Origin of the sequence: Vibrio sp. A2-1, assembly GCF_021728355.1 — a bacterium.
Taxonomy (GTDB): domain Bacteria; phylum Pseudomonadota; class Gammaproteobacteria; order Enterobacterales; family Vibrionaceae; genus Vibrio; species Vibrio splendidus_K.
Window position 1 is genome coordinate 178,399 of record NZ_JAKKCO010000004.1, and the last position, 25,423, is coordinate 203,821.

At 44.8% G+C, this 25,423-nt stretch carries 21 protein-coding genes and 2 tRNA genes; 9 read left to right on the plus strand and 14 right to left on the minus strand.

Annotated features, from left to right (window positions below):
* Positions 1-36 precede the first annotated feature (36 nt).
* Positions 37-121, plus strand: a tRNA-Tyr gene (locus L3V33_RS15325).
* A gap of 102 nt (positions 122-223) precedes the next feature.
* Positions 224-308: transfer RNA gene (locus L3V33_RS15330), tRNA-Tyr, on the plus strand.
* A 667-nt stretch (positions 309-975) separates the two neighbouring features.
* On the opposite strand, the gene L3V33_RS15335 is transcribed toward L3V33_RS15330, so the two are convergent.
* Positions 976-1,884, minus strand: coding sequence for a TIM44-like domain-containing protein (locus tag L3V33_RS15335; protein WP_054548202.1), 909 nt, complete (start codon positions 1,882-1,884; stop codon positions 976-978).
* A 196-nt stretch (positions 1,885-2,080) separates the two neighbouring features.
* Here L3V33_RS15335 and L3V33_RS15340 point away from each other — a divergent pair, with 196 nt between their 5' ends.
* The 3 genes from L3V33_RS15340 (at position 2,081) to L3V33_RS15350 (ending at position 5,630) form a co-directional block, all read left to right on the plus strand.
* Complete coding sequence (locus L3V33_RS15340; RefSeq protein ID WP_004736110.1) at positions 2,081-2,671, plus strand: TetR-like C-terminal domain-containing protein; 591 nt, start codon at positions 2,081-2,083, stop codon at positions 2,669-2,671.
* 17 nt (positions 2,672-2,688) lie between these two features.
* Positions 2,689-4,563, plus strand: a complete 1,875-nt coding sequence (locus L3V33_RS15345; RefSeq protein WP_237290767.1) for an MFS transporter — start codon at positions 2,689-2,691, stop codon at positions 4,561-4,563.
* Positions 4,564-4,709: 146 nt separating this feature from the next.
* Positions 4,710-5,630, plus strand: coding sequence for a putative sulfate exporter family transporter (locus L3V33_RS15350; RefSeq protein ID WP_004736106.1), 921 nt, complete (start codon positions 4,710-4,712; stop codon positions 5,628-5,630).
* 127 nt (positions 5,631-5,757) lie between these two features.
* Here L3V33_RS15350 and L3V33_RS15355 read toward each other — a convergent pair whose 3' ends face one another.
* From L3V33_RS15355 to L3V33_RS15385, 7 genes are all read right to left on the minus strand, one after another.
* Positions 5,758-5,922, minus strand: coding sequence for a hypothetical protein (locus L3V33_RS15355; protein WP_171311987.1), 165 nt, complete (start codon positions 5,920-5,922; stop codon positions 5,758-5,760).
* 155 nt (positions 5,923-6,077) lie between these two features.
* Positions 6,078-7,508 (minus strand): o-succinylbenzoate--CoA ligase, encoded by a 1,431-nt coding sequence (menE, locus tag L3V33_RS15360; RefSeq protein ID WP_171311984.1) that lies wholly within the window; start codon positions 7,506-7,508, stop codon positions 6,078-6,080.
* Between the two features lie 52 nt (positions 7,509-7,560).
* Positions 7,561-8,568, minus strand: a complete 1,008-nt coding sequence (gene menC / locus L3V33_RS15365) for an o-succinylbenzoate synthase (RefSeq protein ID WP_237290768.1) — start codon at positions 8,566-8,568, stop codon at positions 7,561-7,563.
* A gap of 75 nt (positions 8,569-8,643) precedes the next feature.
* A complete protein-coding gene (gene menB, locus L3V33_RS15370; protein ID WP_065206783.1) occupies positions 8,644-9,510 on the minus strand; it encodes a 1,4-dihydroxy-2-naphthoyl-CoA synthase in 867 nt (288 codons plus the stop codon).
* A 102-nt stretch (positions 9,511-9,612) separates the two neighbouring features.
* On the minus strand, positions 9,613-10,413 hold the full coding sequence (menH, locus tag L3V33_RS15375) for a 2-succinyl-6-hydroxy-2,4-cyclohexadiene-1-carboxylate synthase (protein ID WP_065206784.1): 801 nt from the start codon (positions 10,411-10,413) through the stop codon (positions 9,613-9,615).
* 9 nt (positions 10,414-10,422) lie between these two features.
* Positions 10,423-12,147, minus strand: coding sequence for a 2-succinyl-5-enolpyruvyl-6-hydroxy-3-cyclohexene-1-carboxylic-acid synthase (gene menD / locus L3V33_RS15380; RefSeq protein ID WP_237290824.1), 1,725 nt, complete (start codon positions 12,145-12,147; stop codon positions 10,423-10,425).
* Positions 12,144-13,451, minus strand: coding sequence for an isochorismate synthase MenF (locus tag L3V33_RS15385; protein ID WP_004736095.1), 1,308 nt, complete (start codon positions 13,449-13,451; stop codon positions 12,144-12,146). Before L3V33_RS15385 ends, menD begins: the two co-directional genes overlap by 4 nt.
* Before the next feature lie 296 nt (positions 13,452-13,747).
* Between L3V33_RS15385 and L3V33_RS15390 the strand changes: the two genes are divergently transcribed.
* The 3 genes from L3V33_RS15390 (at position 13,748) to L3V33_RS15400 (ending at position 17,295) form a co-directional block, all read left to right on the plus strand.
* Positions 13,748-14,980, plus strand: coding sequence for a pyridoxal phosphate-dependent aminotransferase (locus tag L3V33_RS15390; protein WP_114633134.1), 1,233 nt, complete (start codon positions 13,748-13,750; stop codon positions 14,978-14,980).
* A gap of 332 nt (positions 14,981-15,312) precedes the next feature.
* Complete coding sequence (gene yfbR, locus L3V33_RS15395) at positions 15,313-15,897, plus strand: 5'-deoxynucleotidase (RefSeq protein ID WP_065113353.1); 585 nt, start codon at positions 15,313-15,315, stop codon at positions 15,895-15,897.
* Between the two features lie 54 nt (positions 15,898-15,951).
* Positions 15,952-17,295 (plus strand): anti-phage deoxyguanosine triphosphatase, encoded by a 1,344-nt coding sequence (locus L3V33_RS15400; RefSeq protein WP_146456832.1) that lies wholly within the window; start codon positions 15,952-15,954, stop codon positions 17,293-17,295.
* 26 nt (positions 17,296-17,321) lie between these two features.
* Here L3V33_RS15400 and L3V33_RS15405 read toward each other — a convergent pair whose 3' ends face one another.
* Positions 17,322-17,921, minus strand: a complete 600-nt coding sequence (locus tag L3V33_RS15405; protein ID WP_017103212.1) for a DTW domain-containing protein — start codon at positions 17,919-17,921, stop codon at positions 17,322-17,324.
* A gap of 9 nt (positions 17,922-17,930) precedes the next feature.
* Between L3V33_RS15405 and rrtA the strand changes: the two genes are divergently transcribed.
* A complete protein-coding gene (gene rrtA, locus L3V33_RS15410; protein WP_237290769.1) occupies positions 17,931-18,479 on the plus strand; it encodes a rhombosortase in 549 nt (182 codons plus the stop codon).
* Here the strand turns inward: rrtA and L3V33_RS15415 are convergent.
* The 5 genes from L3V33_RS15415 to clpX all read right to left on the minus strand — a co-directional run bounded on the left by L3V33_RS15415 (position 18,470) and on the right by clpX (position 25,345).
* Positions 18,470-18,769: a ComEA family DNA-binding protein gene (locus L3V33_RS15415; protein ID WP_054548192.1), complete on the minus strand. Its 300-nt coding sequence runs from the start codon at positions 18,767-18,769 to the stop codon at positions 18,470-18,472. The genes rrtA and L3V33_RS15415 overlap by 10 nt on opposite strands.
* Before the next feature lie 261 nt (positions 18,770-19,030).
* Positions 19,031-20,896 carry a peptidylprolyl isomerase gene (gene ppiD / locus L3V33_RS15420; protein ID WP_054548191.1) on the minus strand — a complete coding sequence of 622 codons (1,866 nt, stop codon included), beginning with the start codon at positions 20,894-20,896 and terminating at the stop codon, positions 19,031-19,033.
* 220 nt (positions 20,897-21,116) lie between these two features.
* On the minus strand, positions 21,117-21,410 hold the full coding sequence (locus L3V33_RS15425; RefSeq protein WP_012604504.1) for an HU family DNA-binding protein: 294 nt from the start codon (positions 21,408-21,410) through the stop codon (positions 21,117-21,119).
* 170 nt (positions 21,411-21,580) lie between these two features.
* On the minus strand, positions 21,581-23,932 hold the full coding sequence (lon, locus tag L3V33_RS15430) for an endopeptidase La (protein WP_017076773.1): 2,352 nt from the start codon (positions 23,930-23,932) through the stop codon (positions 21,581-21,583).
* 132 nt (positions 23,933-24,064) lie between these two features.
* Complete coding sequence (gene clpX, locus L3V33_RS15435) at positions 24,065-25,345, minus strand: ATP-dependent protease ATP-binding subunit ClpX (RefSeq protein WP_076678055.1); 1,281 nt, start codon at positions 25,343-25,345, stop codon at positions 24,065-24,067.
* Positions 25,346-25,423: the final 78 nt, after the last annotated feature.

The following is a 25,423-nucleotide window of genomic DNA, read 5'->3' on the forward strand; positions in this document are numbered from 1 at the left end:
ATTTAGGCTTACTTTGTGAAGAGTAAGACACACCCTGGAGGGGTTCCCGAGTGGCCAAAGGGAGCAGACTGTAAATCTGCCGGCACTGCCTTCGATGGTTCGAATCCGTCTCCCTCCACCATATTCTTCTTACCTCTTTTAAGAGTTAAGAGAACAACCTAGTTGATGGGCTTATGGGAAAACATCAATTTAGGCTTACTTTGTGAAGAGTAAGACACACCCTGGAGGGGTTCCCGAGTGGCCAAAGGGAGCAGACTGTAAATCTGCCGGCACTGCCTTCGATGGTTCGAATCCGTCTCCCTCCACCATATTCTCCTTAATTGGAAAATCGAAAAGCCAACTCATTGAGTTGGCTTTTTTCGTTTCCGAGCTTTATATCTTTCTAAACGTTGCTTGCTAAACACTGCCCTCAACTTCCTAAACACTTACCCGCTACTACAAAAAACTTAATCGATCTGACTCATTCAAACATCAGTGATCCCATATTTCAGCATGACGTTCACAAACCAGATAAGCAGCGCAGCCTAAGCAATTGGTCGATATATGTTCTTCGCATTCATTCGCAATTATCTGTTTCTGCTGCAAACTAATCTCAGGCTCCAATACGGGTTCAAAAAACTTTGTCATTACTCATTACATCCAAATAAAATCAGTTAGTTAGTTAGTTAGTTAGTTAGTCTCAGGTTAATCCAATCTTTGAATAAGATACATCTCTCAATATTTGTCGTGATGACACTCTTCCTTCACTCATGTTATTTGTCTGTTCCGCATGTTTCGTCATATTGGCATTGCTCCGTGAATCTAAAGCTCCCTCTCCTCCCCAAAAAAAGCTCAAAGCCAATTTCCCAACAGCAACTTACAGATACATATCATTAGACACAAAAAAGCCCCTGCTGATTTCTCAGCAGGGGCTTTCAATTATTTGGTGTCATTCCGAATAACTACATCATATTGATGTTGAGTTAAATCTTGGAATTAGCCTTGAATACCAACAATTAACCAAGGTGCATTGTCAGTTGTTAGGTCACGCTCTAGGTGCCAGATATCTGTGATATCTTCTTCAACGCCATCCGCAGTGTCACGGTAACGACCACTAAACTGAAGGCTTAGCTGTGCTTTGCTACCATCGTGGTCTGCACGAACGATTTCAGCATCAACGTACATTACGTCTGTGTGCTGATCACCGTCTAGCTTATTACGCTCAGCTTTTAGGTCTTCAAATAGGCTTGGAGATACGTATTCTTCAATCGTGTTTAGCTCGTTGTGGTTCCATGCACCTTGCAGTGTACGGTAGTGCTCACGAGAACCATTGATGAATGCGGCTTGATCAAAGCCCGGTGGGTAGTTATGTGGAACATCGCTTTGTGCACCAAAACCGAAGCCACCAGCAGTGCCTTGTGATTGAGGTTGTGCTTGCTCGAAGTTATGAACATTTGGTTGTTGCTTAGGTTGTTCAAACTTGTTCTGACCCATGCCGCCGAATGCTGGCTGTTGGCCACGTGCATTCTGCTGATTCATTGAGCCCTGCTTCGCACCCAACATTCCGCGTAGGAATTTAAACGCTAGGAAAGCAATCAGACCCATAATCAGAATATCCATGAACTGGATACCTTCAAATGCGCCACCAAAGAATGCAGCTAAAAGACCACCAGCAAGTAAACCACCTAGCAGACCGCCCATAAGGCCTTTCTTGCTAGAGTTAGCTGCTGTGTTCTTACCTGTTTGATCTTGACGAATCGAATTCGTGTTTTGTTGTTTTGGTGCTGGAGCCGTTTTAAAGCTTTTGCCAAATGACTTACCACCACCAAACTTTTTCGCTTCCGCGATTGGCGTCACCGCGACTGTTACCAACAGGATCGCGACTAGTGAGAAAAATCGTTTCATTATTATCCTTTATAGGTTTTTTATCTTTCGACACCTTAATCATACTCGTTAACAAAGAACAATGAAATATTCACGACGTTTACACATGTATCATAATATTGCGGCTATTAATTGATTACTAAACTAGCGAAGGGATTGACGACACTCTGGGGCAGCATTAAAATATTGAACGATGTTCATTTAATAGAAAGTACCCATGGCAAGACGAAACGATCACACTCGCGAACAATTAGTGCAATTAACCTTAAAAACGGTGACCGACTTCTTAGAAGAGCACTCTTATCACGAGTTAAGTCTACGCAAAATCGCCAATATGATTGGTTATGTTCCAAGTACCTTGGTGAATGTATTCGGCAACTACAACCTATTGCTATTGCATGTTGTTGCTCAAACATTAGATGAACTGGCGTCAGAATCTGCTGTAGCAGTTGAACAATCGAGCAACCCTCAGCAAGCTCTATTCAACCTAGCCTACTGCTACCACGATTTTGCACAAAAACACCCTCACCGTTGGCAGCTTATCTTTGAGCACAATATGAACGGTGAAAACCTTCCTGAATGGCAATCGAACCGTATCGATAGAATGACAGGTATGCTAGAGCAACTATTAATCGCGATTGCTCCTGAACATACTGAAAGCGAAGTCGTTAAAGCCAGCCGTGTATTATGGTCTGGAGTACATGGAATTACTCTACTTAGCGTTGATGATAAATTTTTCGCCTCTGAGCCTATCGATGGTAAAGAGTTGATCAATAACCTAGTCTCAAACTACTTAACCAACTGGTAATCATCCAAGGAAAGACAATGAACAACAGCAGCCAATCTTCGCTGTTAACGCAAAAAAGGTTCCTACCCTACTTTATTACCCAATTTCTGGGAGCCTTTAATGACAACATATTCAAAAATGTTCTGTTACTGTTTGTTGCTTTCGCAAGCGTAGACACGCTACCTATTTCCAGCAATTTATTCATTAATTTGGCCGCTGGCCTTTTTATTCTGCCCTTCTTCCTATTTTCTGCTTTGGCTGGTGTGCTGGCAGACAAATATGAAAAATCGTGGTTTATCCGTAAAATTAAGCTTCTTGAAGTGGTGATAATGTCACTGGGTGCGGTCGGGTTTATCTACGAAAGCTACGAAATATTACTACTGCTTCTGTTTTTGATGGGGACACAAAGTGCCTTCTTTGGCCCCGTTAAGTACGCCCTACTTCCGCAACAGTTAGAAACCAAAGAGCTTGTGTCCGGAAATGCTCTGGTTGAAACAGGCACATTCTTAGCCATCCTAATCGGTACTCTAGGTGCTGGTATTATTGCGTCAGAAGAAAGCGCAAAACTCATTGCTGCTGTGTGTATTGTTTCTTTCGCCGTACTCGGGTATGTATCAAGTTACTTTATCCCAGAAGCGCCAAGTAACGCACCAGATCTGAAAGTAAAGTGGCAGCCAGTAAAGCTAACCCGCGCAACACTCGCTATTGCCAAAAAAGACCGCCCAACCTTTCAAGCACTGATGTCGATCAGCTGGTTCTGGTTCCTCGGTGCAGCTTACCTCACTCAGTTTCCCAACTTCACCAAGGTTTACCTAAACGGTACTGAAAGCGCTGTCGCGTTTTTATTGGCACTGTTCTCGGTAGGCATTGCGATTGGCTCTTTGGCTTGCGATAAACTATCTAATCACCGTATTGAAATCGGCATCGTGCCAATGGGTAGCCTAGGTATTTCGATCTTCGGCCTGTTGATGGCGACATCAATTCCGGAGTCTTTGCCTGACTTTAACTCTTTCCATCAGTTTGTGACGTATTCCGAACTTTGGCCGCTGTTTGCTTATCTTCTACTACTGGGGATCTCTGGCGGTATCTTTATTGTTCCGCTTTACTCTCTAATGCAGCTACGGGCAAAGCCAAATGAGCGAGCTCAAGTAATCGCCGGGCTCAATATCTACAACTCGCTATTCATGGTCGGGAGCGCTGTTTTAGGTATTGTTTGCCTTAGTATTTTGGAGTTTTCAATTCCACAACTGTTTGTACTGCTCGCGATAGGAAATACTTTGGTTATGTTGTATCTGTTTTATCAGGTGCCTATTTACGCTTTCCGTTTCTTTACGTGGGTGGTCACTCACACCATGTACCGAGTTAAACATAAAAATTTACATCACCTGCCAGAAAAAGGCGGCGCATTGATTATCTGCAACCATGTGAGTTATATGGATGCATTATTGCTGAGCGCCGTTTGCCCTCGCTTGATCCGCTTTGTGATGGAAGAAGATTACACCAAGTTGCCGCCTATTCGACGTTTCTTGAAAAGAGCTGGGGTTATTCCAATCTCCGCAACCAACCGTAGCTCTATTCGAAATGCTTTTAAAGAGGTAGAACGCGCCCTGCATGAAGGCCACATCGTGTGTATTTTTCCAGAAGGAAAGCTAACCTCTGATGGTGAAGTCGCAGAGTTCATGCGTGGAATGGAGCTGATTATCAAACGATCTCCCGTGTCAGTCATTCCAATGGCTCTCAAAGGGCTATGGGGCAGCTACTTCAGTCGTTACAAAGGCAGTGCCTGCAAAGGACTACCAACCCGCTTCTGGACCAAGTTAGAGATAGAAGCTGGCAAGCCAATTCTCGCTAAAGATGCCTCATGCAAAACTCTTCGGCAGTCAGTTTCAGACCTTCGCGGAACACTACGCTAGCTAACCAGCCCTTTATTCATATCAGCTGAACAAGCGTTAAGTTTTCCTTAACGTTTGTTCAATTCATTTAGACTTACTTATCATTTTATTGAACGTATAGTGGTCTCATTACAATAACGTGACAACACAACAAGACTCTAAATACAATGAACCTAAAAAAGTCTGCTCCATTTTATCTTGCTGCACTGTTTTGCTTAACACCTTGGGTAAGCTCACCGACGGCCCTCGTTATTGGCTTCCTGCTTGCTAGTTTAGGTTTAGTCCCTGAGCATCTAGAAGTAGGCAAACTCACAAAGAAGTTACTGGCCTACTCGATTGTCGGCTTAGGCTTTGGCATTCAGTTTGAAAAAGCATTGGCGGTAACAGGCGACGGTATTGGTTTAATTGTCACGACCATCATTGGTACGTTAGTCATTGGTTGGTTCTTAGCCAAACGAATGGGATTGGATCGCACCACGGGCTACCTTATCTCTTCAGGTACCGCTATTTGTGGTGGTAGCGCGATAGCAGCTGTAGCACCTGCGATTAAAGCGGACGATGAACAGATTGGCTTGGCGTTAGCTACGGTATTTGTGTTGAACTCGGTAGCTCTATTCTTATTCCCGATGATTGGCCACGCGCTTGAGTTAAGCCAACAAACATTTGGGACTTGGGCCGCCATTGCGATTCACGATACATCTTCTGTGGTAGGTGCAGCTTCGGCTTACGGTGAAGAAGCACTGACGACAGCGACAACATTGAAGCTCGCTCGTGCACTTTGGATCATCCCAATCGCTTTAGTCAGCGCGATGATCTTCAAGAACGATCAAAAGAAGATTACGATTCCTTACTTCATTTTCTTCTACTGCGCTGCCATTGCTATTAGTGACTTGCTGCCACAATTTGAGATGGTCTACCAAGGGATCTTTGATGTGTCCAAACGCGCGTTGGTTGTGTGTCTGTTCTTAATTGGCTGTGGTATTTCTGTAGAGAAGTTAAAAGCAGCAGGGCCGAAGCCATTGATGTTTGGTATTACGATGTGGACGATGATTTCGACAGGTTCTTTGGCGTGGTTAACTCTTGCTTAGTTCGCAAAGAAACGCTTTAACTGGTTGTTCGGTTACCTAGACACTCAGATTAGCGAGCAACAAAACAAAAAGGCAAAGCTCAAATGGGCTTTGCCTTTATCGTATATATTCATTGTTACAACAGTCACTAGTCAAACAGGGGCTTTTCACTCTTTTGGCTCTCCCTTTTCATCAAAACAAGTACCACAACCAATACAAATGCGGTGAGTTCAGCCAACGATCGAGTTAGCCCAGACGACGTCACTGCTTGGCCTATCTGCAGTAAAACCGCAATGATGAGGGCAATTTTCATAATAAGACCTTATTCTATAATCCGTTATTTATAGGGCTTATTATGATGGATGGTTATAAAGATAATAAATTCTGTTTTGAACTATCTAATTGCTAAATTAACTAACCGCCTCTCAATCTAGCAAACGACACACATCTTCCAGTGTTCTTCGGCTTTTAGTTTCTATGCTTCAACAACCAAGATGCCAAGCCTGCTCTCGAGACTTTGATCCCCTGCTGTTCTTGCTCAGGCATCTGATAATACTCGATAGGAAACTTAAATCGCTCTAGGCTTCCTTGTAACTGTTCTGCAAACCACTCTTTGGTAGGTAGTTCATCGCAGTCGACAATCGCAATCGGTCTAAAGCCAAATTCACTGTCTTCAACAGGGACCACAAAGGCTTGTTTAACTTCAGGTAATTGGTTGAGTGCTCGCTCAATTTCTTCACAGTGGATGTTTTCACCACCGGAAATAAACTGGTTATCCGCTCGGCCAATAATCGATACTTGTTCGCCATCCCATTCACCGAGGTCTTTACTGTCAAACCAACCTTGGTCATCCACCAGTGGCGTAAAGTCACCTTGATAGTAATAACCAGAAGCAAGTGTATTACCGCCAATATAGATACGTTGATCTTCAATTTTCAACTGGCGTTGGTCGAGAACAAAACCTGCAGTATTACTAGAATCGACTTGCTTCGCGGTCACTGTTGAAGCCGCTTCTGTCATGCCGTATCCAAGCCAAGTTTCAATGCCCATTTGTTGAGCTTCAAGCCCTAGCGCTTCTGGGATATGGCTACCGCCTAAAAGCACATGAGTTAGAGTAAGTGCTTGCTTACTCTGCAATAACCTATGTAGTTGAGTAGCCACTAAAGAGGCATGACTGCAACCTTCGATGTCTGACTCAAGCTTACCTGACCCTATTTTGATGCAGCCACCAGCCGCCAACCAACGATGGACAATCGCCAATCCTGACACATGGTACATAGGTAGGCTAAGCAACCAAGTGTCAGCTTGTTCAAAGTTGAAAACGTCGAGTAAACCCTGAGCTGAACATAAGTGTTGCTGCAGCGTGTGAGCCACCGCTTTCGGGTTTCCGGTAGAGCCAGAAGTGAATACGATGCTCGCTAAAGATTGAGGATTAAAGTTAGGATTTTGCGGTGTTGTTGGTTTGTCATCACCATCGACCTTAACTTCGTTCAAGCAAGGTAGCGTCACCAATACAGTCTTGAGGTCAACAACATCAGAATGATCTAACCCACAGCTATCTAATAGCCAAAGGTAACGTCTGTCTAACTGACCATAGAGGGATTCAAGCTTCTGCGTTAAACGAGCTGCTGGCTGAGGCATTGTAAACGCACAAACCACACCTAAATTTAAGGCCGCAAGATACACAGGAATCACTTCAGTTTGGTTCTTACCGACAATCGTCAGTACATCACCTGCAGATAGGCCTTGATGAGACAACTGTTGTTGGTACTCACTCACCAGCACAGACACTTGCTGCCAAGTGTAAGCGCGGTTAGGAGTCACTAACGCTGTTTGATGTGGGTTCTGCTGCGCCCACTGTACCCAGAGCGGGTGATGATTAGATTGTGGGCGCATCATAAGATAACCAAGTTATAGATTGAGAACGGTCTAAGCCAATCGAACGATCAGCCTAAGAAGACCAAATCAATTGTTGCTGTTCAAGCGTTGAAACTGGAAGCTGACAACCCGGCCAAAAGACTTCTAGCTGTTGCTGATACAAGCCAATCGTATCAAGCCCTGGAACTTCATTAGGCAAGTACTGCTGCGCCAATCGAGCAATCTGAGTTAAGCCAAGGCTAGACTCTATGCTTGAGCTTAGTACAGGTTTAATACCAAGTTGTTGCGCGCGTTCAATGATAGCAACACAACGCTCTACTGAGCCAATCAAGGTTGGTTTAATCACAACCGCCTTAACACCCGTTAAATCACTAAGATCAAACTCAGGGCTTCTTACCGCTTCTTGCAGGGTTTCATCCCATGCAATCGCAACGCCATGGTCGATGGCAAATGCCAAGCTGTCTTCTGGCTTTTGGCAAGGCTCTTCTATAAAGCTAATGCGCTGACGCAGTGACGGCGAAATGTACTTAATGAACTGCTTCGCTTTTTCAGGTTTCCACGCGCGGTTAGCATCTAGTCTTAGCGTTAAATCAGGAATCGATTCAAGAAATAAGCTAACCAACATGCCATCACGGATTGCTTCATAAAGGCCAACTTTTACCTTAGCGACCTTCTCGCCTTTCATCTCATTAAGCACAGGAATAAGTTCATCTGGATCTCCTGTACACAACGGCGCCGCTTGGTAGTTACCTTCTGCGTTGAGCTCGCCTCGTAATTCCATCATCGCCATCGAAAAGCCGAAGGCAACAGAAGGATATAGCTCATCAAAAGGCGTTTGAGGGTTGTTGTGGCTCCAAAGCTCTAGTTCGTGTTGCAGTTGAATACCGACTTGCTCGGCATCTTCTAGGCTAAAACCTGGCAAAGGCGCAACTTCGCCAAAGCCAGTTTTACCGTCACACTCAAGTTGGATGACATAGCCAACACGTTCGTTCAACTTATTGTCACGAAGAATCACACCACTATCCATAGGTAGTTGATAACGGTAGAGTTTAGCGTGACGCTGAGAATTCACTGAGTTCATAAAGTTTCCTAAAAAACGGGGAACATCAAAACAAAACGAGCCGCTATTAGCGACTCATTTTAAAGAAGAGAAAGACTATGGGTTACGCGGGAACTTGTCGAAATCAGGTCGACGCTTCTCGTTAAATGCGTTTCGGCCTTCTTGGCCTTCTTCTGTCATGTAGAACATCATGGTTGCGTTACCCGCCAACTCTTGTAGACCGGCTTGACCATCACAGTCTGCGTTTAGTGCGGCTTTCAAGCAACGCAGCGCCATTGGGCTGTGTTGAAGAACTTCACGACACCAACGAACGGCTTCTTTTTCTAGATCAGCAACAGGTACCACTGTGTTTACTAGGCCCATGTCCAATGCTTCTTGAGCATCGTAGAAACGACACAAGAACCAGATTTCACGCGCTTTCTTTTGGCCAACGATACGAGCCATGTAAGAAGCACCCCAACCGCCATCGAATGAACCGACTTTAGGACCTGTCTGACCGAACTGAGCGTTTTCAGCTGCGATGGTAAGGTCTGCCATCATGTGAAGAACATGACCACCACCGACCGCCCAACCCGATACCGCTGCGATTACTGGTTTTGGACAAGTACGAATTTGACGTTGGAAATCAAGTACGTTCAGGTGATGTGTACCTGAATCATCTTGATAGCCGCCGTAGTCACCACGAATACTTTGGTCACCACCAGAACAGAACGCCTTCTCACCAAGACCCGTCAAAATGATTACGCCAACCTTCTCGTCATAACGAGCATCAGCCAGCGCATTGATCATCTCTTTTACGGTTTGTGGACGGAACGCATTGTGGACTTGAGGACGCGCAATCGTGATTTTCGCAATACCGTCGTCAGACTTGTGGTACTGAATATCTTCGAATTGACTGCTTTCATCGCTCCAGTTAACTGCCGCGTAAAGTTCTTCTTCTGTGATGCCTACTGTTTTAGCCATGGTGATTCCCATTGTTCTATTAGAGACCACGACTAACAAGTAGTCGTGACGGTGTTGCTCTGCTTTTGATAGTGCTTGAGACTAGAGATCCGCTCAGTCAGATTAGCGACGACTGGCGATACATTGGATTATCAAGTTTGAAAACAACTCTGGTTGCTCAAAATGAACATTATGACCCGCGTAATCAACCTGACTATATTCAAAGCCACTATTCTCAGCTAGCTCCATGAATTTACGATCTTTTTCTCCACACACATAATGCAATAAATGCTCATGAGATTTCAATGTGGCACGTAAATCCGGTTGCTTAGCTAACGAAGTAGATAACAACATATTTGCTACGGATACTCCAAGGTTACCACTACGCTTTATGACCAAAGTTTGTCTTTGCTCATGATTTAGTGAAGAAAAGACGCTTTGTTGATACCAATCGTCTAAAACATCTTCAATCGACTGCTGCGCAAAGCGGACAGCCCACTGCGTATCATGTACTAACCTTTGTGCTCGTTCTTCATCACGCTCCAGACCAAAGTTGCCACCTTCAATAATGACTTTCTCTAGATTGAGTGTTTCGAAGCAAGGGCTTGTCACCCCATACATGGCGAGCCTTCCTCCCATAGAGTAGCCAATTACCACGATAGGGTAATCCGCAGGAAGATCGTTGAGGGCAAGTTGAGAAGTAATGCACTGAACGATTTTCTTGCAGCAATGATCAAAGCCTACCGGATCGATAAAGCGGCTTTGTCCGTGCCCAGGCAAATCTATGCAAAGACGAGGAAAATCCTCTAGATATGGATGACATGCACTCCAATCATCCCCGCTTCCGAGTAAACCATGTAAAAAAACAAGCAAAGGTTTGTCGGAAGGTTCTTGTACAGCTGGGTAATAATTGGAGTAAAGCATGTAAAGTCCTTAGGCTAATGCCTCGGTGAGCATTGAACTGAATTGTTTCAGCAAAGTAGACGCTTGTTCGGGAGGCGTCTTAACTTCAACGAGCAAGGTACCCTGACCCTGTTCGAAATGTTGTTCGATAATGTTTTGATAGCAATTCAAGGTTTCTGGTGCAGCGTAACCAAGTTGGAACTGCGCAGCAGCGTGTTCAAAACTGAAACCATGAGGCATTTGATAAAGTGACTGTTTTTGCTGCTCTGGTACCGGCAACAAGTCAAAGATTGCACCACCGTCATTGTTGGTCACAACAATAACCATCGGCGTTAAATTATGAGTCAGCAGAGCCAGTGAATTGAGGTCGTACAACAAAGAGGTATCACCAATCAACATCAACAAAGGATTCTGGTTGGCTTTCACCACGCCCGCAGCCGTCGCCACCAAGCCATCAATGCCCGATGCACCACGGTTACTGTAAACTTGATTCGCAGATATTGATGACAGCATATCCACCAGCCTTACCATCAAGCTATTTCCCACAAATAGCTCTCTGCCTTTAAGTCTAGACGACAAGTCAACGGCAACACTGAGTTCCGTCAATTGATCATTGTTGGATATTTGCGCGAGGGCGAGTTGCTGAACAGTATTTGCGACCTCGATTAAAGGAGCCGCCCAACCTGCATGCTGGCCTAATAAGGTGGGTAAATGCTGCTCTGACACCCATGACTCGATAGCAGCAACGATATGAGTTTGAGGCAGATGATCTTGGTTGATTCGGTGCGTATCTGGTGACACAACAATATATTGTGATGAGCAGAATGATGATGCTTGCGACTTTATCCAATGATTAAGGCGCTTAGAAACAATGCGCTCACCGAACTGAAGGATGAAATCACATTGGTTAAGTTGTTCTTTCGCTACGTCACTCTGCATCCAAAGATCATAATGTTTCCAATCACTTGTGACACCTGATTGAGGGTCACAAAAAACCGGCCAGCCTAATGCAGTGGCAAACTGCTGAGCTTTTGTCGCCTGTTCAATATCTAGCGAACCGAGAATAACCACACCCTTGCGCCCAAGGTACTCACCTGGAGCAATAGGTTGTGTGCTCACTTGATTAGGTAAAAACGTTTGGCTGTAACAACCTGCTCCCGATTTCCACCCAGCGACACTGGATGTGTATTCCGCATACATTTCCGCGCTATTCGCAGAATATAGAGGTTCTGGGAACGGACAGTTGATATGAATCGCACCACCAACATTGCGTTGTTTCACTAGGGCGTGATCAACCGATGTCAGTAACCAATTCAGAGAAACTTGTGCACTAGGGCTTGGTAAGTTTAAAGCACTTTCAACATGGGAAGAAAAGATACCCTGTTGCTGAATCGCTTGATTGGCACCACAGTCGACCAAGTCGATGGGTCTATCAGAGGTCAGCAAGATCAGCTTCTCCCGTGTCAGCCCAGATTCAGCCGTCGCAGGAAGAAGGTTAGCGACAGCAGTACCAGAGGTCACAATCACGGCAACAGGCTTATCACTGGCTTTAGCTAAACCTAAAGCTAAGAATCCAAGACCACGCTCATCAAAGTGCGTGTGTAAGGTTAACTTGGGGTTGGCTTCAGCTTCGAGAGTAAACGGCGTTGAGCGAGAGCCCGGTGCAACACAAACATGTTCAACACCGTTGCGTGCTAGCTCTTCAAGTAATGTGCGACTCCAAACTCTATTTAATACGGCTTGGTCGTGATTCATGACGCCACACCCAACGGCGGGTGATCCGAAATTAAGCTGAGTAAGGTCGACATCTTCTTGTTCAATTCTTGCCATTCATGCTCGGCAACCGACCCCGGCACGATCCCCGCACCAGCAAACAGCTGTACTTGATCGTTTACAACTAACGCACTTCGAATCGCGACGCAAAACTCTGCTCTCTGATGACTAATATAGCCAACAGAGCCTGCATACCAGCCTCGCGCAAACGGTTCGTGTTCAAGAATGAAGTCCATCGCCTCTTTACGCGGTAAACCCGCCACCGCAGCAGTCGGCTGTAATGCAGCAAGCAACTGCACACCGTTAACGCCATTATTAAGCTGAGCGTGGATATTACGCTTAAGATGCTGCACCTTACGCAAGCGCACAAGACGCGTATCCTTTTCAACATGGACCGTTTGAGAATGAGGAGTGAGGCGCTCAATGATGTCGTCAACCACATACTGGTTCTCATTGAGGTTTTTACTGTCTTGAGAAAGCCAGTTCGCTAACTCCATATCTTCTGTCGCGTTTTCTCCGCGACCAATGGTTCCCGCTAGCGCTTCAGTATCCAGCTCTGTCCCATACCGGCTATACAAACGCTCTGGCGTTGAGCCAATAAAGCTGTGTTTAGAATCCAATACCAACATAAAGTGAAAGCTGTGATGGTTTTGCAGGTAGCTGGCCTTGAGTAATTGAGCCGCGCAGATTGGCGCATCGAGCTGCAGTGTGGTTTTACGCGCTAAAACAACTTTCTTGTACTCTTCGTCGCTAATGCCCTGAAGCACTTTATCGACCAAATTACCCCACTGTTCTCGTTCTGGAACGTGGTTAATCTGTTCAATGTGAGCCGACAAAGGTGCCAATATCGCCGCTTCTACAGAAAGCTTATTCAAAGCATTAATGGAGGCAACGCGATCAGGAGACAAGTTAACCGCTAGCGACCAAGTGTCGTCAAAGCGGATTAATTCAACCTGAGGAAGGAAGAAAAACGATTCCATGCAACGACGGTTCTTTGCGGTATGTCCATCAAATGAACGTCCACCCCAGATTCGTTGGTCTTCACCAAGAATTGCGTATGCGGGAGCAGGATCAGAAAAAGTGTGCAGTTGACCGAGCGCGACGACCTCTTCACGAGTGTCACGTGACTGCCAGTAGAACTTTGGAAAGAGCGGTTGAGCATGAAGCCATTCTATAAATGCAAACGATGGTTTTTGCGTTAGAACTTCAACACAACGAACTTCACTTGCTTGGGCATTTTGTACTCGCTCAATCAAAGCGGAGATAGTTTGCTGGAAATGTGACAAATCGACCTCGTTCACATCTAAATTATTATTATATTAGTTTGATACTTTATGGGCAGCACCCACTTAGATCAAGAATCTACTATATCTTTTGAACATTCCTGTGATTTTAAGCGATCCAGCCTCTTTATTCATCTTAGACAACAACAAAGAAAGCGATTAATTAAAATTTAGAAAAGAGTGACAACAAAAAGACCAAACGTGACACTGAAATGCGACATTCATCAGATTTTTATTCTATCAAACCCCATTTTGCGGTACTTTAATAAAGTATTTAAATTAATTTCAGGAAATCGGCAATGCAAAATATCGGGATGTCGTCAAAACTCAACAGCGTATGCTACGAAATCAGGGGACCTGTACTCAAACATGCTAAGCGCATGGAAGAAGAAGGGCATAAAATACTGAAGCTTAATATTGGTAACCCCGCCCCATTTGGTTTTGACGCCCCTGATGAAATCCTTGTTGATGTAATCCGTAACCTACCGACATCTCAAGGTTACTGTGACTCAAAAGGCATCTATTCAGCCCGCAAAGCGGTTGTTCAGCACTACCAGAAAAAAGGCCTACGTAACCTTGATGTAGAAGACGTTTACATTGGTAATGGCGCATCAGAGCTTATCGTTATGTCTATGCAGGCGCTACTGGATAATGGTGATGAAATATTAGTTCCCGCTCCGGACTACCCACTATGGACAGCGTCTGTTGCGCTTTCTGGTGGTACACCGGTTCACTACCTGTGTGATGAAGATGCTGATTGGTATCCAGATCTAGACGACATGCGTGCGAAGATCTCACCAAAGACTCGCGGCATCGTTCTTATCAACCCGAACAACCCAACGGGCGCGGTATACAGCCGTGATTTCCTATTACAAGTTGTTGAGATTGCTCGTGAACACGGTTTGATCATCTTCGCTGATGAAATCTACGACAAAGTGCTTTACGACGGTGCCGTACATACTTCAGTCGCAACGCTTGCTGAAGACGTACTAATGGTCACATTCAATGGTCTATCTAAGGCTTACCGCGTGTGTGGTTTCCGTGGTGGCTGGATGTTCTTAACGGGTCCGAAGCACATAGCGAAAGGCTACGTTGAAGGGCTAGAAATGCTGGCCTCGATGCGTTTGTGTGCCAACGTACCAATGCAGCACGCCATCCAAACAGCACTGGGTGGTTATCAGAGTATCAACGAACTGATTCTTCCTGGTGGTCGACTGCTTGAGCAACGTGACCGTGCATGGGAACTGATCAACAAAATCCCTGGCGTTTCTTGTGTGAAACCAAAAGGCGCGATGTACCTGTTCCCTAAGATCGACACCAATATGTACAACATCAAAGACGATCAGAAATTCGTGCTCGATTTCCTTAAGCAAGAGAAGGTGCTATTGGTTCAAGGTACTGGCTTCAACTGGCCAAAACCGGATCACTTCCGCATCGTGACTCTGCCACATATCGAAGACCTAGAAATCGCGATTGGTCGTCTAGAGCGCTTCTTACAGACCTACAGCCAAGACGACCTCATCGAAGGTTAATTAGCACAAAGAAAGATGACTACAATTTGCTGTTTTAAAAGACTTTAACTTGTAATCAATCACTTCTATGCTTAAAGGGCTCCTGTTTGGGAGCCTTTTTTGTATCCGCTGTCTCGTACTATTTGAGTTAACACAAGATACGAGTGGAGCATTGCTTATACCAATCACAGTAAGTAAGTGTTCAGAAATAGCGCAGGAAAAAAACTTGAGAACAAGGCAGGATTTTTTGGTAAGTAGTTATTCTACAATCAAAAATTCTAACAAAGTTATCGAGTTTTTTAACAAGCTAGGATGACCAGTTATTTACTACGATTGGTACTAAAAGGACTCTTATGAAACAAAGCCATTTCTTTGCCCATCTTGCCCGTATGAAGCTTATCCAACGCTGGCCCCTCATGCGATCAGTCTCAAGTGAGAACATTTCAGAACACAGCCTGCAAGTTGCTTTCGTCGCACATGCCTTGGCATTAATTAAAAATAAGAAGTTTGATGGTCAGCTCAACCCCGAGCACATTGCTCTGCTTGGCATGTACCACGATACCAGCGAGGTACTGACTGGGGATTTACCAACCCCGGTTAAATACTACAACCCAGACATCGCCCAAGAGTACAAGAAGATAGAAGCCGCAGCAGAACAAAGACTGCTTTCAATGCTACCGGAAGAATTCCAAGACGATTTCGCGCCCTTCTTAATATCCGGAACAGCAAACAAAGAAGAACAAAGCATCGTCAAGCAAGCCGACACTATCTGTGCTTACCTCAAATGCTTGGAAGAACTCAGCGCGGGAAACCACGAATACGAACAAGCCAAACGCAGGCTTGAAGAGACGCTATCACAACGCAAAAGCCCGGAGATGGACTACTTTCTCACCACATTTGCGCCAAGCTTTGAATTATCACTAGACGAGATAAGCTAGCTGGGTATAACTTGAGTGTAATTAGCTAAATAAATCAGATTGATAGGTGCTATTTTGACTTCTCCACTCGAACCACCATTTGAACTCGAACAAGAATGGCAACATCGAAATGACGATGAACATAAAATAAGGCGTGATGACCATCGTAGCCCGTATCAACGCGATCGTGCGCGTGTGCTTCACTCTGCGGCTTTTCGTCGCCTCCAAGCAAAAACTCAAGTTCATGGCACCACGGTAAACGATTTCCACCGAACTCGCCTTACCCATTCGCTAGAAGCCGCACAACTTGGTACTGGCATTGTCGCTCAACTCAAGAAAAAGCAGCCCGAGTTTCGAGATCTTCTCCCCTCAGATAGCTTGATTGATTCACTGTGTTTAGCTCACGACATTGGCCACCCGCCTTATGGGCATGGTGGTGAAGTCGCACTCAACTACATGATGCGCGACCACGGTGGCTTTGAAGGCAACGCCCAAACGTTTCGCATTGTCACTCAGCTAGAACCTTACACCGAACATCACGGGATGAATCTATCTCGACGCACTCTGTTGGGGCTGATTAAATACCCTTCACTTCTTAGCGAAGTTCAAGCTAAATTACAGTCTGAGCCTGTTAAGCACCAACGACAACTCCGAGCCAAAGACTGGATGCCTGCAAAAGGCATCTACGATCATGATGAAGAACTTTTTAACTGGGTACTGGAGCCGCTTTCAAGTAGCGACCAACAGCTTCTAAAACAGAAAAGAAAAACGCATACCGAGCCACTTGAGCACAATAAGACCAAATATAAGTCACTTGATTGTTCAATCATGGAGTTGGCTGATGACATCGCGTATGGCGTGCATGATTTAGAAGATGCGATTGTGCTTGGCTCTGTGACCAAAGCTCAATGGGTAGATTCAGCTTACCCTCAACTTGAAGAGATGGCCGATCCTTGGATTTGTGAACACCTAGATTCAATTACAGAGATGCTTTTCTCTGGTGAGCAGTATCGTCGAAAAGATGCGATTGGTGGGATAGTTAACGCTCTGTTGACCAGTATTTCGATTGAACGAGTGAATGCTAGCTTTGAGAATGTGCTGTTGGCTTACAATGCCGTGCTTGAACCGAGCATGGATGGCACACTCGATAAACTGAAACACTTTGTCAGCGAGTTCGTGATTCAAGTCCCTCAGGTTCAGGTCATCGAATACAAGGGCCAACAGATCATCATGGACATGTTTGAAGCATTCAGCGCAGATCCTGAACGCTTGCTGCCACTGCCCATCAAGAAGCAATGGCTACAGCATCAAGATGAATCTAGAAAGATGCGCGTGATAGCCGATTACATCTCATCAATGACTGATGACCTTGCGCAGAAAATGCATCAGCAATTGTTCTCAGCTCATACCGAGTTTTAATTCCTGACTCGTACCAGTGAATCGGCTTAATCTAAGTAGTTTTTCTCAAACACACCCGGCGGCATTTGATTGATTTGAAACTGAATCATTTGGTCAAATGCCGTTAGCAAAGGGCTAAAGTCGCCATCACTCTCTAGCAAGCTAAGCAAATGATAGCCAGCTTCGACGGTAGAAAGGCTGTTTTCACTTGGCGCTTTACGGATTCGATAATTACCCTTGAGATCTTTCGGTAAGTGAACTGTGCTCAGCGCATGCAAGTTACTCGACACCTGCCACATCTTGAACGCCTTCTTCCACGTCCCATCCAATAAAATCACACGCAGCTTCTTGCTTGGGCATGTCGCAGATTCAACTGAAACAGAATTTTCGCTTGGGTATAAAATCACATGTTGGTAATGTTCATTGGCCAGCAATGCGTTCAATTGTTCGTTGTCTGAAAAATCTTCACCGACAAGCGTCACGCTGTTATTTAGGGATAACGAGAGGATACGCGCAGTTCCCATCGGGCGATGCTCTTCTGATGGGTGCTGAAGAATGATAAGCTCAACATTCGATTCGAGTGGTGTAACCCACTGACAAATACAAGCTTTCAAAGCCTTGCTGCATTGGGGGCAATAACGAGACATGGATTTAATGTGTACCCTGTTTTAATTTTCACTTCACTTTTATGCGTCTTATTCCAATTTGAGCCAATACAAGCTTGGGTCGTATGGGATAGCAATGCGATTGCCGAGGGGCAATGGTGGCGGATCCTAACAGGAAATTTTTCACATACCAACTACTCGCACCTTCTGATGAATCTAGCAGGCTTATGGATCATCAGCTATCTGTTTCAACCGAGTAAAAAACAGCTTGTTCTTGCTCTGCTTGTGATTAGTTTAGTGACTGGGATCGCCCTGTTGTTTTCGAGTATTCAGATCTATGTTGGCCTATCTGGCACTTTGCATGGGTTGTTTGGCTTATTCGCGCTCAGTGAGGCTTTAAACGGTAGGAGATCAAGTTGGCTGTTAGTATTGGGATTAATCGCTAAAATCGCTTGGGAGCAGCTTATTGGCCCTTCTAGCACGACTGGTGAACTGATTAATGCTCGTGTCGCGATTGAAGCCCACCTAGCAGGTGCATTGGCCGGAGGCTTCATATCTATCACTTCATTTCTAACAAGTAGAAAAACGGGTCAAAGTTGAATTCTTTCTCGGTTCTTTTCAACCGTCGCTTCACCTATCCCTTTCACACTCACCAAATCATCAGCAGTCGTAAACGCACCGTTTTGATCTCTGTAATCGACGATCTCTTGGGCTTTCTTGTCCCCAACACCAACTAATAGCGCTGAGAGTTCTTCTGCCGTCGCAGTATTGATGTTTACCGTAATCTCGATGCCATCGTAAAGCTCAGCTTTAGATGGGCTATCAGAAAACGCTGGGGAGCTCAGGGCCATCAGAAATGAAAGAAGTAGTGTTGAATATATCGTGCGCATAAACCGTTCCTTTGAACAAAAAACGTAACTTATGCATTTACCGCACTAGATAACACAATCACCAGACAAAAATAAAGCGGGCCACCTAAGTGGCCCGCTTCGTTATACATCTTGTTTTCATCAGCTTGTTTGTTGGCTCGCAATTCTTATTTATCGAATAAACCTAATTTACAAAACAACAACCATCGCATGTTGATTCTCGGTAGTCAGCCACCAAACAGGCCTAACTACCGAGCTAAGCTAACTCAAGCCAACCTGAGCTTACTGACCTTGACCCACTACGTAGTATTCAACGTCTGCATTTTTACGCAGTACGTTTAATACATTAGTAAGGTCTTGCTGATTACCAACTCGCTCCAACTGTGCACCAATTTGAGTGCTGTAAGCTGGGTTGATTTCAGCCGTTACTTTAGAAAGCTCAACAACAACGATGTTACCGTCTTGGTCTTTAGATTGACCGAACACAGCTTGACCTGCTTCTGGTTTCGCTAGAGCGAATACAGACGCCGCTAGTGGCGAGTTACGGTCAATCGTTTCAAGTTCAGTGAACTCAAGGTTGTTATCTGCAAGTACTGCTTCGTTACCTTGCTTAAGCTCGTTCACTAGAGAAACACCTAGCTCAACTGCTTGTTGCTCAGCTTGTACAGCAGACAATGCAGCGACAACTTGATCTTTCACTTCAGCTAGAGGAAGAACTGTTTCGTCGCGAGTCTCTTCTACACGAACAACAATCACGTGCTCAGGTGCAACTTCGATAACTTCAGAGTTCAGACCGTCTTCTTTCACTTCAGGGCTCAGGATAGCTTGCATAACTGCAGGCGTCATCAGAACTTCTGGAGCGTCAACTTGAGAGATGAAATCAGTTGTCGTGATCTTCGCATTGATAGCTTCAGCAGAATCATCCAAAGAATCTGGGAATTCAAACGCTACTTTTTCTAGCTCAGTTTGCTGTTCGTAGAACTGGTCTACAGCATGCTGATCTAGTAGTTCTTGCTTAATCTCAGCCGCTACTTCTGTATAAGGCTGAGCTTGAGACGCTTTTACTTCGTCTAGCTTGATGATGTGGTAGCCAAAATCAGATTTAACTAGTCCAGTAGTATCACCAATATTCTCAAGAGCGAAAGCCGCGTCTTCGAATGCAGGGTCCATAACATCGCGTTCAATCCAACCTAAGTCACCGCCAACATCTGCACTGCCGAAGTCGTCAGATTTCTCTTCCGCTAGCGTAGCAAAATCAGCGCCTGCATTTAGCTCGTCTAGGATAGACTGAGCTTTCGCTTCGTCATCGCCTTGAACTAAGATGTGACTAACTTTACGTTGCTCTTCAGTTGAGTACTTGTCTAGGTGCTCTTGATAGTATTTCAGTGCTTCTTCATCGCTTACTTCAAGCTGAGACTTAAGTGCTTCAGCTGAAAGCTCGATGTAAGACACCTTAGCTTGCTCTGGACGAGTGTAAGCTTGAGGGTTCTCAGAATAGTACTGTTCGATTTGCTCGTCAGTTAGCTCGATGTCTTTCGCTAAATCAGCAACAGACAAGGTCACTGTACGAATGTCACGAGTTTGAGCAATAAGTTTGCTTTGCGTATCGATTTCGCCTTGAAGAACAAATTCACTGCCTTGAAGCGCAGTCACAAGCTGGTTACGCATTAGGTCACGACGCATGTATTCAGCGAAGCTTTCTGCGCTGAAACCTGCACGGCGCAGTGCTGATTGATAAACTTCTTGATCAAATTGACCAGCAGTTTGGAACTGAGGCATTTCTAGAATCATTGTACGGATTTGAGAATCACTGATTCGTAGGCCTAGTGACTCAGCTTGCTGCTCAAGTAGAACATCGTTGATCATGCGATCAAGTACTGATTTACGGAAAGACTCTACGTATGCAGGGTCTGCAAGCATTTGAGCGAAGTAATCGCCAAGTTGAGACTGCATACGATTACGTTCGTTTTGGTAAGCTTGTTCGAACTCACCACGAGCAATTTCTGTGTTGCCAACTTTAGCTGCTGCGTTGTTACCGCCACCGGTGATGTAGCTGCCTACACCTGCGAATACGAATGACAGGATAATCAACCCAAGGATAATTTTTACCGCGATGCTATTCACGCCTTCGCGTAATCGATCCATCATAATTTAAGTGCTCTCCGGATATGAAGCATTGGCTTCAAAATAAAAATCTATTCACGCGATATTATCAGAAAAAGAAATGCGCATCAGTAGGATGCGCATAATTTAAATAAGTTCAATGTGCTTTGCACACATACTGTCTAAGAATGAAACATCATTTTTCAAACAGTAAACGCATTTTACTGCCTTCCCCTCTCTAAAAGCGAGGTTTCAGCAGTGAAAATTAGTTACATGCGTCTTTAAGTGCTTTACCTGCTTTGAAGCCAGGTACTTTAGCTTCTGCGATTTGGATCTCTTCACCAGTTTTTGGGTTACGACCTGTACGAGCAGCACGAGTACGAACACTGAAAGTACCAAAGCCAACAAGTGCAACTTGGTCACCTGATTGTAGCGTTGTGCCAACTGCTTCGATGAAAGCGTCTAGAGCGCGACCAGCTGAAGCTTTAGAGATGTCTGCGTTTTCTGCGATTGATTCTACTAGTTGTGTTTTATTCACTGTTTTTCCCCTATGTGTCATCTGTGACTACTTCTCGATGACTGTACGTTCCATTTTGGTTTTAATTTAGCCGCAAGCCTTATTGCAAAAGGGCTGCCGCTTTAGTCAAATAACTTAGCGTCCAAAAAAAACGCTGACAAGCCTTTTCGGGTCTATCAGCGTAATTCTTTACTTATTTTTGCTATGCATCACTATTTTTTCACGTCAAACTCGACCCCTGACGGATCTCGTTCTAGCGCGACTTTAAGTACTTCATCAATCCATTGGACCGGAATCACCTTTAAGTCAGCAATTACATTGTCTGGAATCTCTTCCAAATCACGCTCATTGTCTTTAGGAATCAAGACAGTTTTGATGCCGCCACGGTGTGCTGCAAGCAGTTTTTCTTTCAAGCCACCGATAGGTAAAACTTCACCACGAAGGGTAATTTCACCTGTCATACCGACCTCAGCTTTCACAGGATTACCCGTTAGACTGGATACCAATGCAGTACACATTGCGATACCCGCACTTGGGCCATCTTTTGGTGTTGCACCTTCCGGTACGTGAACGTGAATATCACGTTTCTCGTAGAAATCTGTGTTAATACCCAGATTTTCCGCACGAGAACGAACCACGGTCATTGCCGCTTGAATCGATTCTTTCATCACATCGCCAAGTGAGCCGGTTTGCGTTAGCTTGCCTTTTCCTGGCATTGATTCAGTTTCGATGGTCAGTAGATCACCGCCAACTTGAGTCCACGCTAGACCAGTTACCTGACCTATACGATTGCTCTCATCCGCTTTACCGAAGTCATGACGTTGAACACCCAAGTACTCTTTCAGGTTATCTATGTTAACCGTTACAGACTTAAGGCTGCTATCTAGCAGAATGTTCTTAACTGCTTTACGACAGATCTTAGAGATTTCACGCTCTAAGTTACGCACACCTGCTTCACGCGTGTAATAACGAATAATGCCAACGATTGCTGAATCTTCGATATTAATCTCATGAGGCTTAAGACCATTACGTTGAACTTGTTTGTCCAGTAAGTGACTCTTAGCGATGTTCAGCTTTTCATCTTCTGTGTAACCCGACAGACGAATCACTTCCATACGGTCCAATAACGGGCCTGGAATGTCCATTGAGTTAGACGTTGCAACAAACATGACATCTGACAGATCGTAATCTACTTCTAAGTAGTGATCGTTAAACGCAACGTTTTGCTCTGGGTCTAGCACCTCTAGAAGCGCTGAAGATGGGTCGCCACGCATATCAGACGACATCTTATCGATTTCATCTAATAGGAACAGTGGGTTCTTAACGCCAACTTTAGACATCTTTTGAATAAGCTTACCCGGAAGAGAACCGATGTATGTACGACGGTGACCGCGGATTTCCGCTTCGTCACGTACGCCACCTAGCGCCATACGAGTGTACTTACGGCCCGTTGCAGCGGCAATCGAGCGACCTAGAGAGGTTTTACCCACACCAGGAGGACCAACAAGACAAAGGATTGGACCTTTTAGCTTGTTAATTCGGTTTTGTACTGCCAAGTATTCAAGGATTCGTTCTTTTACACGCTCTAAGCCGTAGTGGTCTTCATTCAAGACCTCTTCCGCTTTCGCTAAATTCTTTTTAACTTTTGAACGCTTAGCCCAAGGAACACCAACCATCCAATCAATGTAGCTACGTACTACTGTTGCTTCAGCAGACATTGGCGACATCATTTTCAGTTTTTGCAGTTCTTGCTCGGTTTTTTCACGAGCTTCTTGAGGCATTTTTGAATCTTCGATCTTCTTCTTCAGAGTCTCGAATTCATCAGGTGCGTCATCCATCTCGCCCAGTTCTTTCTGAATCGCTTTCATTTGCTCATTCAGGTAGTACTCGCGCTGAGATTTCTCCATCTGCTTCTTAACGCGGCCACGAATGCGTTTTTCAACTTGCAGGATGTCAATTTCTGACTCCATTTGGCCCATTAAGAATTCCAGACGTTCAGTCACATCTGCAATTTCTAGAACGTGCTGCTTATCAACCAATTTAAGTGGCATGTGCGCTGCAATCGTATCGGCTAGGCGTGCAGCCTCATCAATACCGTTCAGAGACGTTAGAACTTCTGGTGGGATTTTTTTGTTTAGCTTAATAAAGCCTTCGAATTGATTGATCGCGCTGCGAACAACCACTTCTTGTTCTTTTTCGTCAAGTTCTGAGGTTACAACGTATTCGGCATCCGCTAAGAAAAACTCACTCTCTTTGAACTGGTGAATTTTTGCACGCTGCTGACCTTCGACAAGTACTTTCACAGTACCATCAGGCAGCTTTAGCAACTGAAGAATAGTAGCGACTGTACCTACGTTAAATAGGTCGTCGATTGAAGGCTCATCAGTGTCCGCTTCTTTCTGCGCTACAAGTAGTACTTGTTTGTTAGCTTCCATTGCCGATTCAAGGCAAGTAATCGATTTTTCACGACCGACAAACAATGGAATAACCATGTGTGGGTAAACCACTACATCACGTAGAGGTAGCACGGGGATTTCGATACGCTCGGAACGTTCCAAGTTCATATATTTCTCTCTTCCGCTTTAACTTATAAAGCAGTATATGGGGCTTAAACGACTGGATTCAATGGAAGAATAAAAAAAAGGAGGTAATTGCTTACCTCCTTTTTCAATTTGAGTGACTTGTCTAAAAAAGACCTACTCTGCAACCGCTGCTTGGTTATCTGAGTTGCTGTAAATCAACAGTGGTTCTGACTCACCATTAATTACCGACTCATCAATCACAACCTTGCTTACATCTGTCGAAGATGGCAGTTCGTACATAGTTTCTAGTAGAACACCCTCCAAGATAGAACGCAGACCACGAGCACCCGTTTTACGTTCCATTGCTTTCTTAGCAATAGCACGTAGAGCATCTTCGCGGAATTCTAATTCAGTCTCTTCGATTTCAAACAATGCTGCGTACTGCTTAGTAAGCGCATTCTTCGGTTCACAAAGAATTTGAACTAGAGCTTCTTCGTCAAGTTCTGTCAATGTCGTTGTCACGGGTAGACGACCAATGAACTCCGGAATTAGACCGTACTTCACCAGATCTTCAGGTTCAACTTGAGTGAACAATTCACCCACAGTTTTTGCTTCGTCTTTTGAACGCACTTCTGCGCCAAAACCAATGCTCGAACCTTTTTCTACACGTTGTTCAATCACTTTATCTAGGCCAGAGAATGCTCCGCCACAAATAAATAGGATCTTAGACGTGTCCACTTGCAAGAACTCTTGCTGTGGATGCTTACGACCACCTTGAGGTGGAACTGAAGCAACTGTACCTTCAACAAGTTTTAGTAGAGCTTGCTGTACACCTTCACCAGACACGTCACGCGTGATTGATGGGTTTTCAGCTTTACGAGAAATCTTGTCGATTTCATCGATGTAAACAATGCCGCGTTCTGCTTTTGCTACGTCATAATCACACTTCTGAAGCAACTTCTGGATGATGTTTTCAACATCTTCGCCCACATAACCGGCTTCGGTTAGTGTTGTTGCATCTGCCATTGTGAAAGGAACGTCCAGGAAACGAGCCAGTGTTTCAGCCAGTAGTGTTTTACCACTACCAGTAGGACCGATAAGAAGAATGTTACTCTTACCTAGCTCTACGCCTTCAGCTGTCGTGTCACCATTACGCAAACGCTTGTAGTGGTTGTATACCGCAACTGCTAGCACTTTCTTCGCGTATTCTTGACCGATTACATAGTCGTCAAGATGCTCACGAATCTCACGCGGCGTTGGCAGCGATTCCGATTCTTTCTTAGGAAGAACATCTTTAATTTCTTCACGAATAATGTCGTTACAAAGATCGACACATTCATCACAAATGTAAACAGAAGGACCTGCGATTAACTTGCGAACTTCGTGTTGGCTTTTGCCACAGAAAGAGCAGTAAAGCAGTTTACCGCTACCACCCTCTTTGCTTTTATCTGTCATTCGCTAACCTCTTAGCCTTTACTCTCTATGCTTGAGTGTATATCAATTTGAATCACTTTGCGTTAAACAATTGCCGTG

What these genes read in the sequence shown, in the direction of transcription:
- L3V33_RS15390 (WP_114633134.1), top strand. Translation starts at nt 13,748, where the DNA reads ATGCAAAATATCGGGATGTCGTCAAAACTCAACAGCGTATGCTACGAA.
- L3V33_RS15415 (WP_054548192.1), bottom strand. Translation starts at nt 18,769, where the DNA reads ATGCGCACGATATATTCAACACTACTTCTTTCATTTCTGATGGCCCTG.
- L3V33_RS15335 (WP_054548202.1), bottom strand. Translation starts at nt 1,884, where the DNA reads ATGAAACGATTTTTCTCACTAGTCGCGATCCTGTTGGTAACAGTCGCG.
- menE (WP_171311984.1), bottom strand. Translation starts at nt 7,508, where the DNA reads ATGATGCGCCCACAATCTAATCATCACCCGCTCTGGGTACAGTGGGCG.
- L3V33_RS15355 (WP_171311987.1), bottom strand. Translation starts at nt 5,922, where the DNA reads ATGAAAATTGCCCTCATCATTGCGGTTTTACTGCAGATAGGCCAAGCA.
- L3V33_RS15345 (WP_237290767.1), top strand. Translation starts at nt 2,689, where the DNA reads ATGAACAACAGCAGCCAATCTTCGCTGTTAACGCAAAAAAGGTTCCTA.
- menD (WP_237290824.1), bottom strand. Translation starts at nt 12,147, where the DNA reads ATGAATCACGACCAAGCCGTATTAAATAGAGTTTGGAGTCGCACATTA.
- menB (WP_065206783.1), bottom strand. Translation starts at nt 9,510, where the DNA reads ATGGCTAAAACAGTAGGCATCACAGAAGAAGAACTTTACGCGGCAGTT.
- L3V33_RS15350 (WP_004736106.1), top strand. Translation starts at nt 4,710, where the DNA reads ATGAACCTAAAAAAGTCTGCTCCATTTTATCTTGCTGCACTGTTTTGC.
- yfbR (WP_065113353.1), top strand. Translation starts at nt 15,313, where the DNA reads ATGAAACAAAGCCATTTCTTTGCCCATCTTGCCCGTATGAAGCTTATC.
- L3V33_RS15405 (WP_017103212.1), bottom strand. Translation starts at nt 17,921, where the DNA reads ATGTCTCGTTATTGCCCCCAATGCAGCAAGGCTTTGAAAGCTTGTATT.
- ppiD (WP_054548191.1), bottom strand. Translation starts at nt 20,896, where the DNA reads ATGATGGATCGATTACGCGAAGGCGTGAATAGCATCGCGGTAAAAATT.
- menC (WP_237290768.1), bottom strand. Translation starts at nt 8,568, where the DNA reads ATGAACTCAGTGAATTCTCAGCGTCACGCTAAACTCTACCGTTATCAA.
- clpX (WP_076678055.1), bottom strand. Translation starts at nt 25,345, where the DNA reads ATGACAGATAAAAGCAAAGAGGGTGGTAGCGGTAAACTGCTTTACTGC.
- menH (WP_065206784.1), bottom strand. Translation starts at nt 10,413, where the DNA reads ATGCTTTACTCCAATTATTACCCAGCTGTACAAGAACCTTCCGACAAA.
- L3V33_RS15340 (WP_004736110.1), top strand. Translation starts at nt 2,081, where the DNA reads ATGGCAAGACGAAACGATCACACTCGCGAACAATTAGTGCAATTAACC.
- lon (WP_017076773.1), bottom strand. Translation starts at nt 23,932, where the DNA reads ATGAACTTGGAACGTTCCGAGCGTATCGAAATCCCCGTGCTACCTCTA.
- L3V33_RS15425 (WP_012604504.1), bottom strand. Translation starts at nt 21,410, where the DNA reads ATGACACATAGGGGAAAAACAGTGAATAAAACACAACTAGTAGAATCA.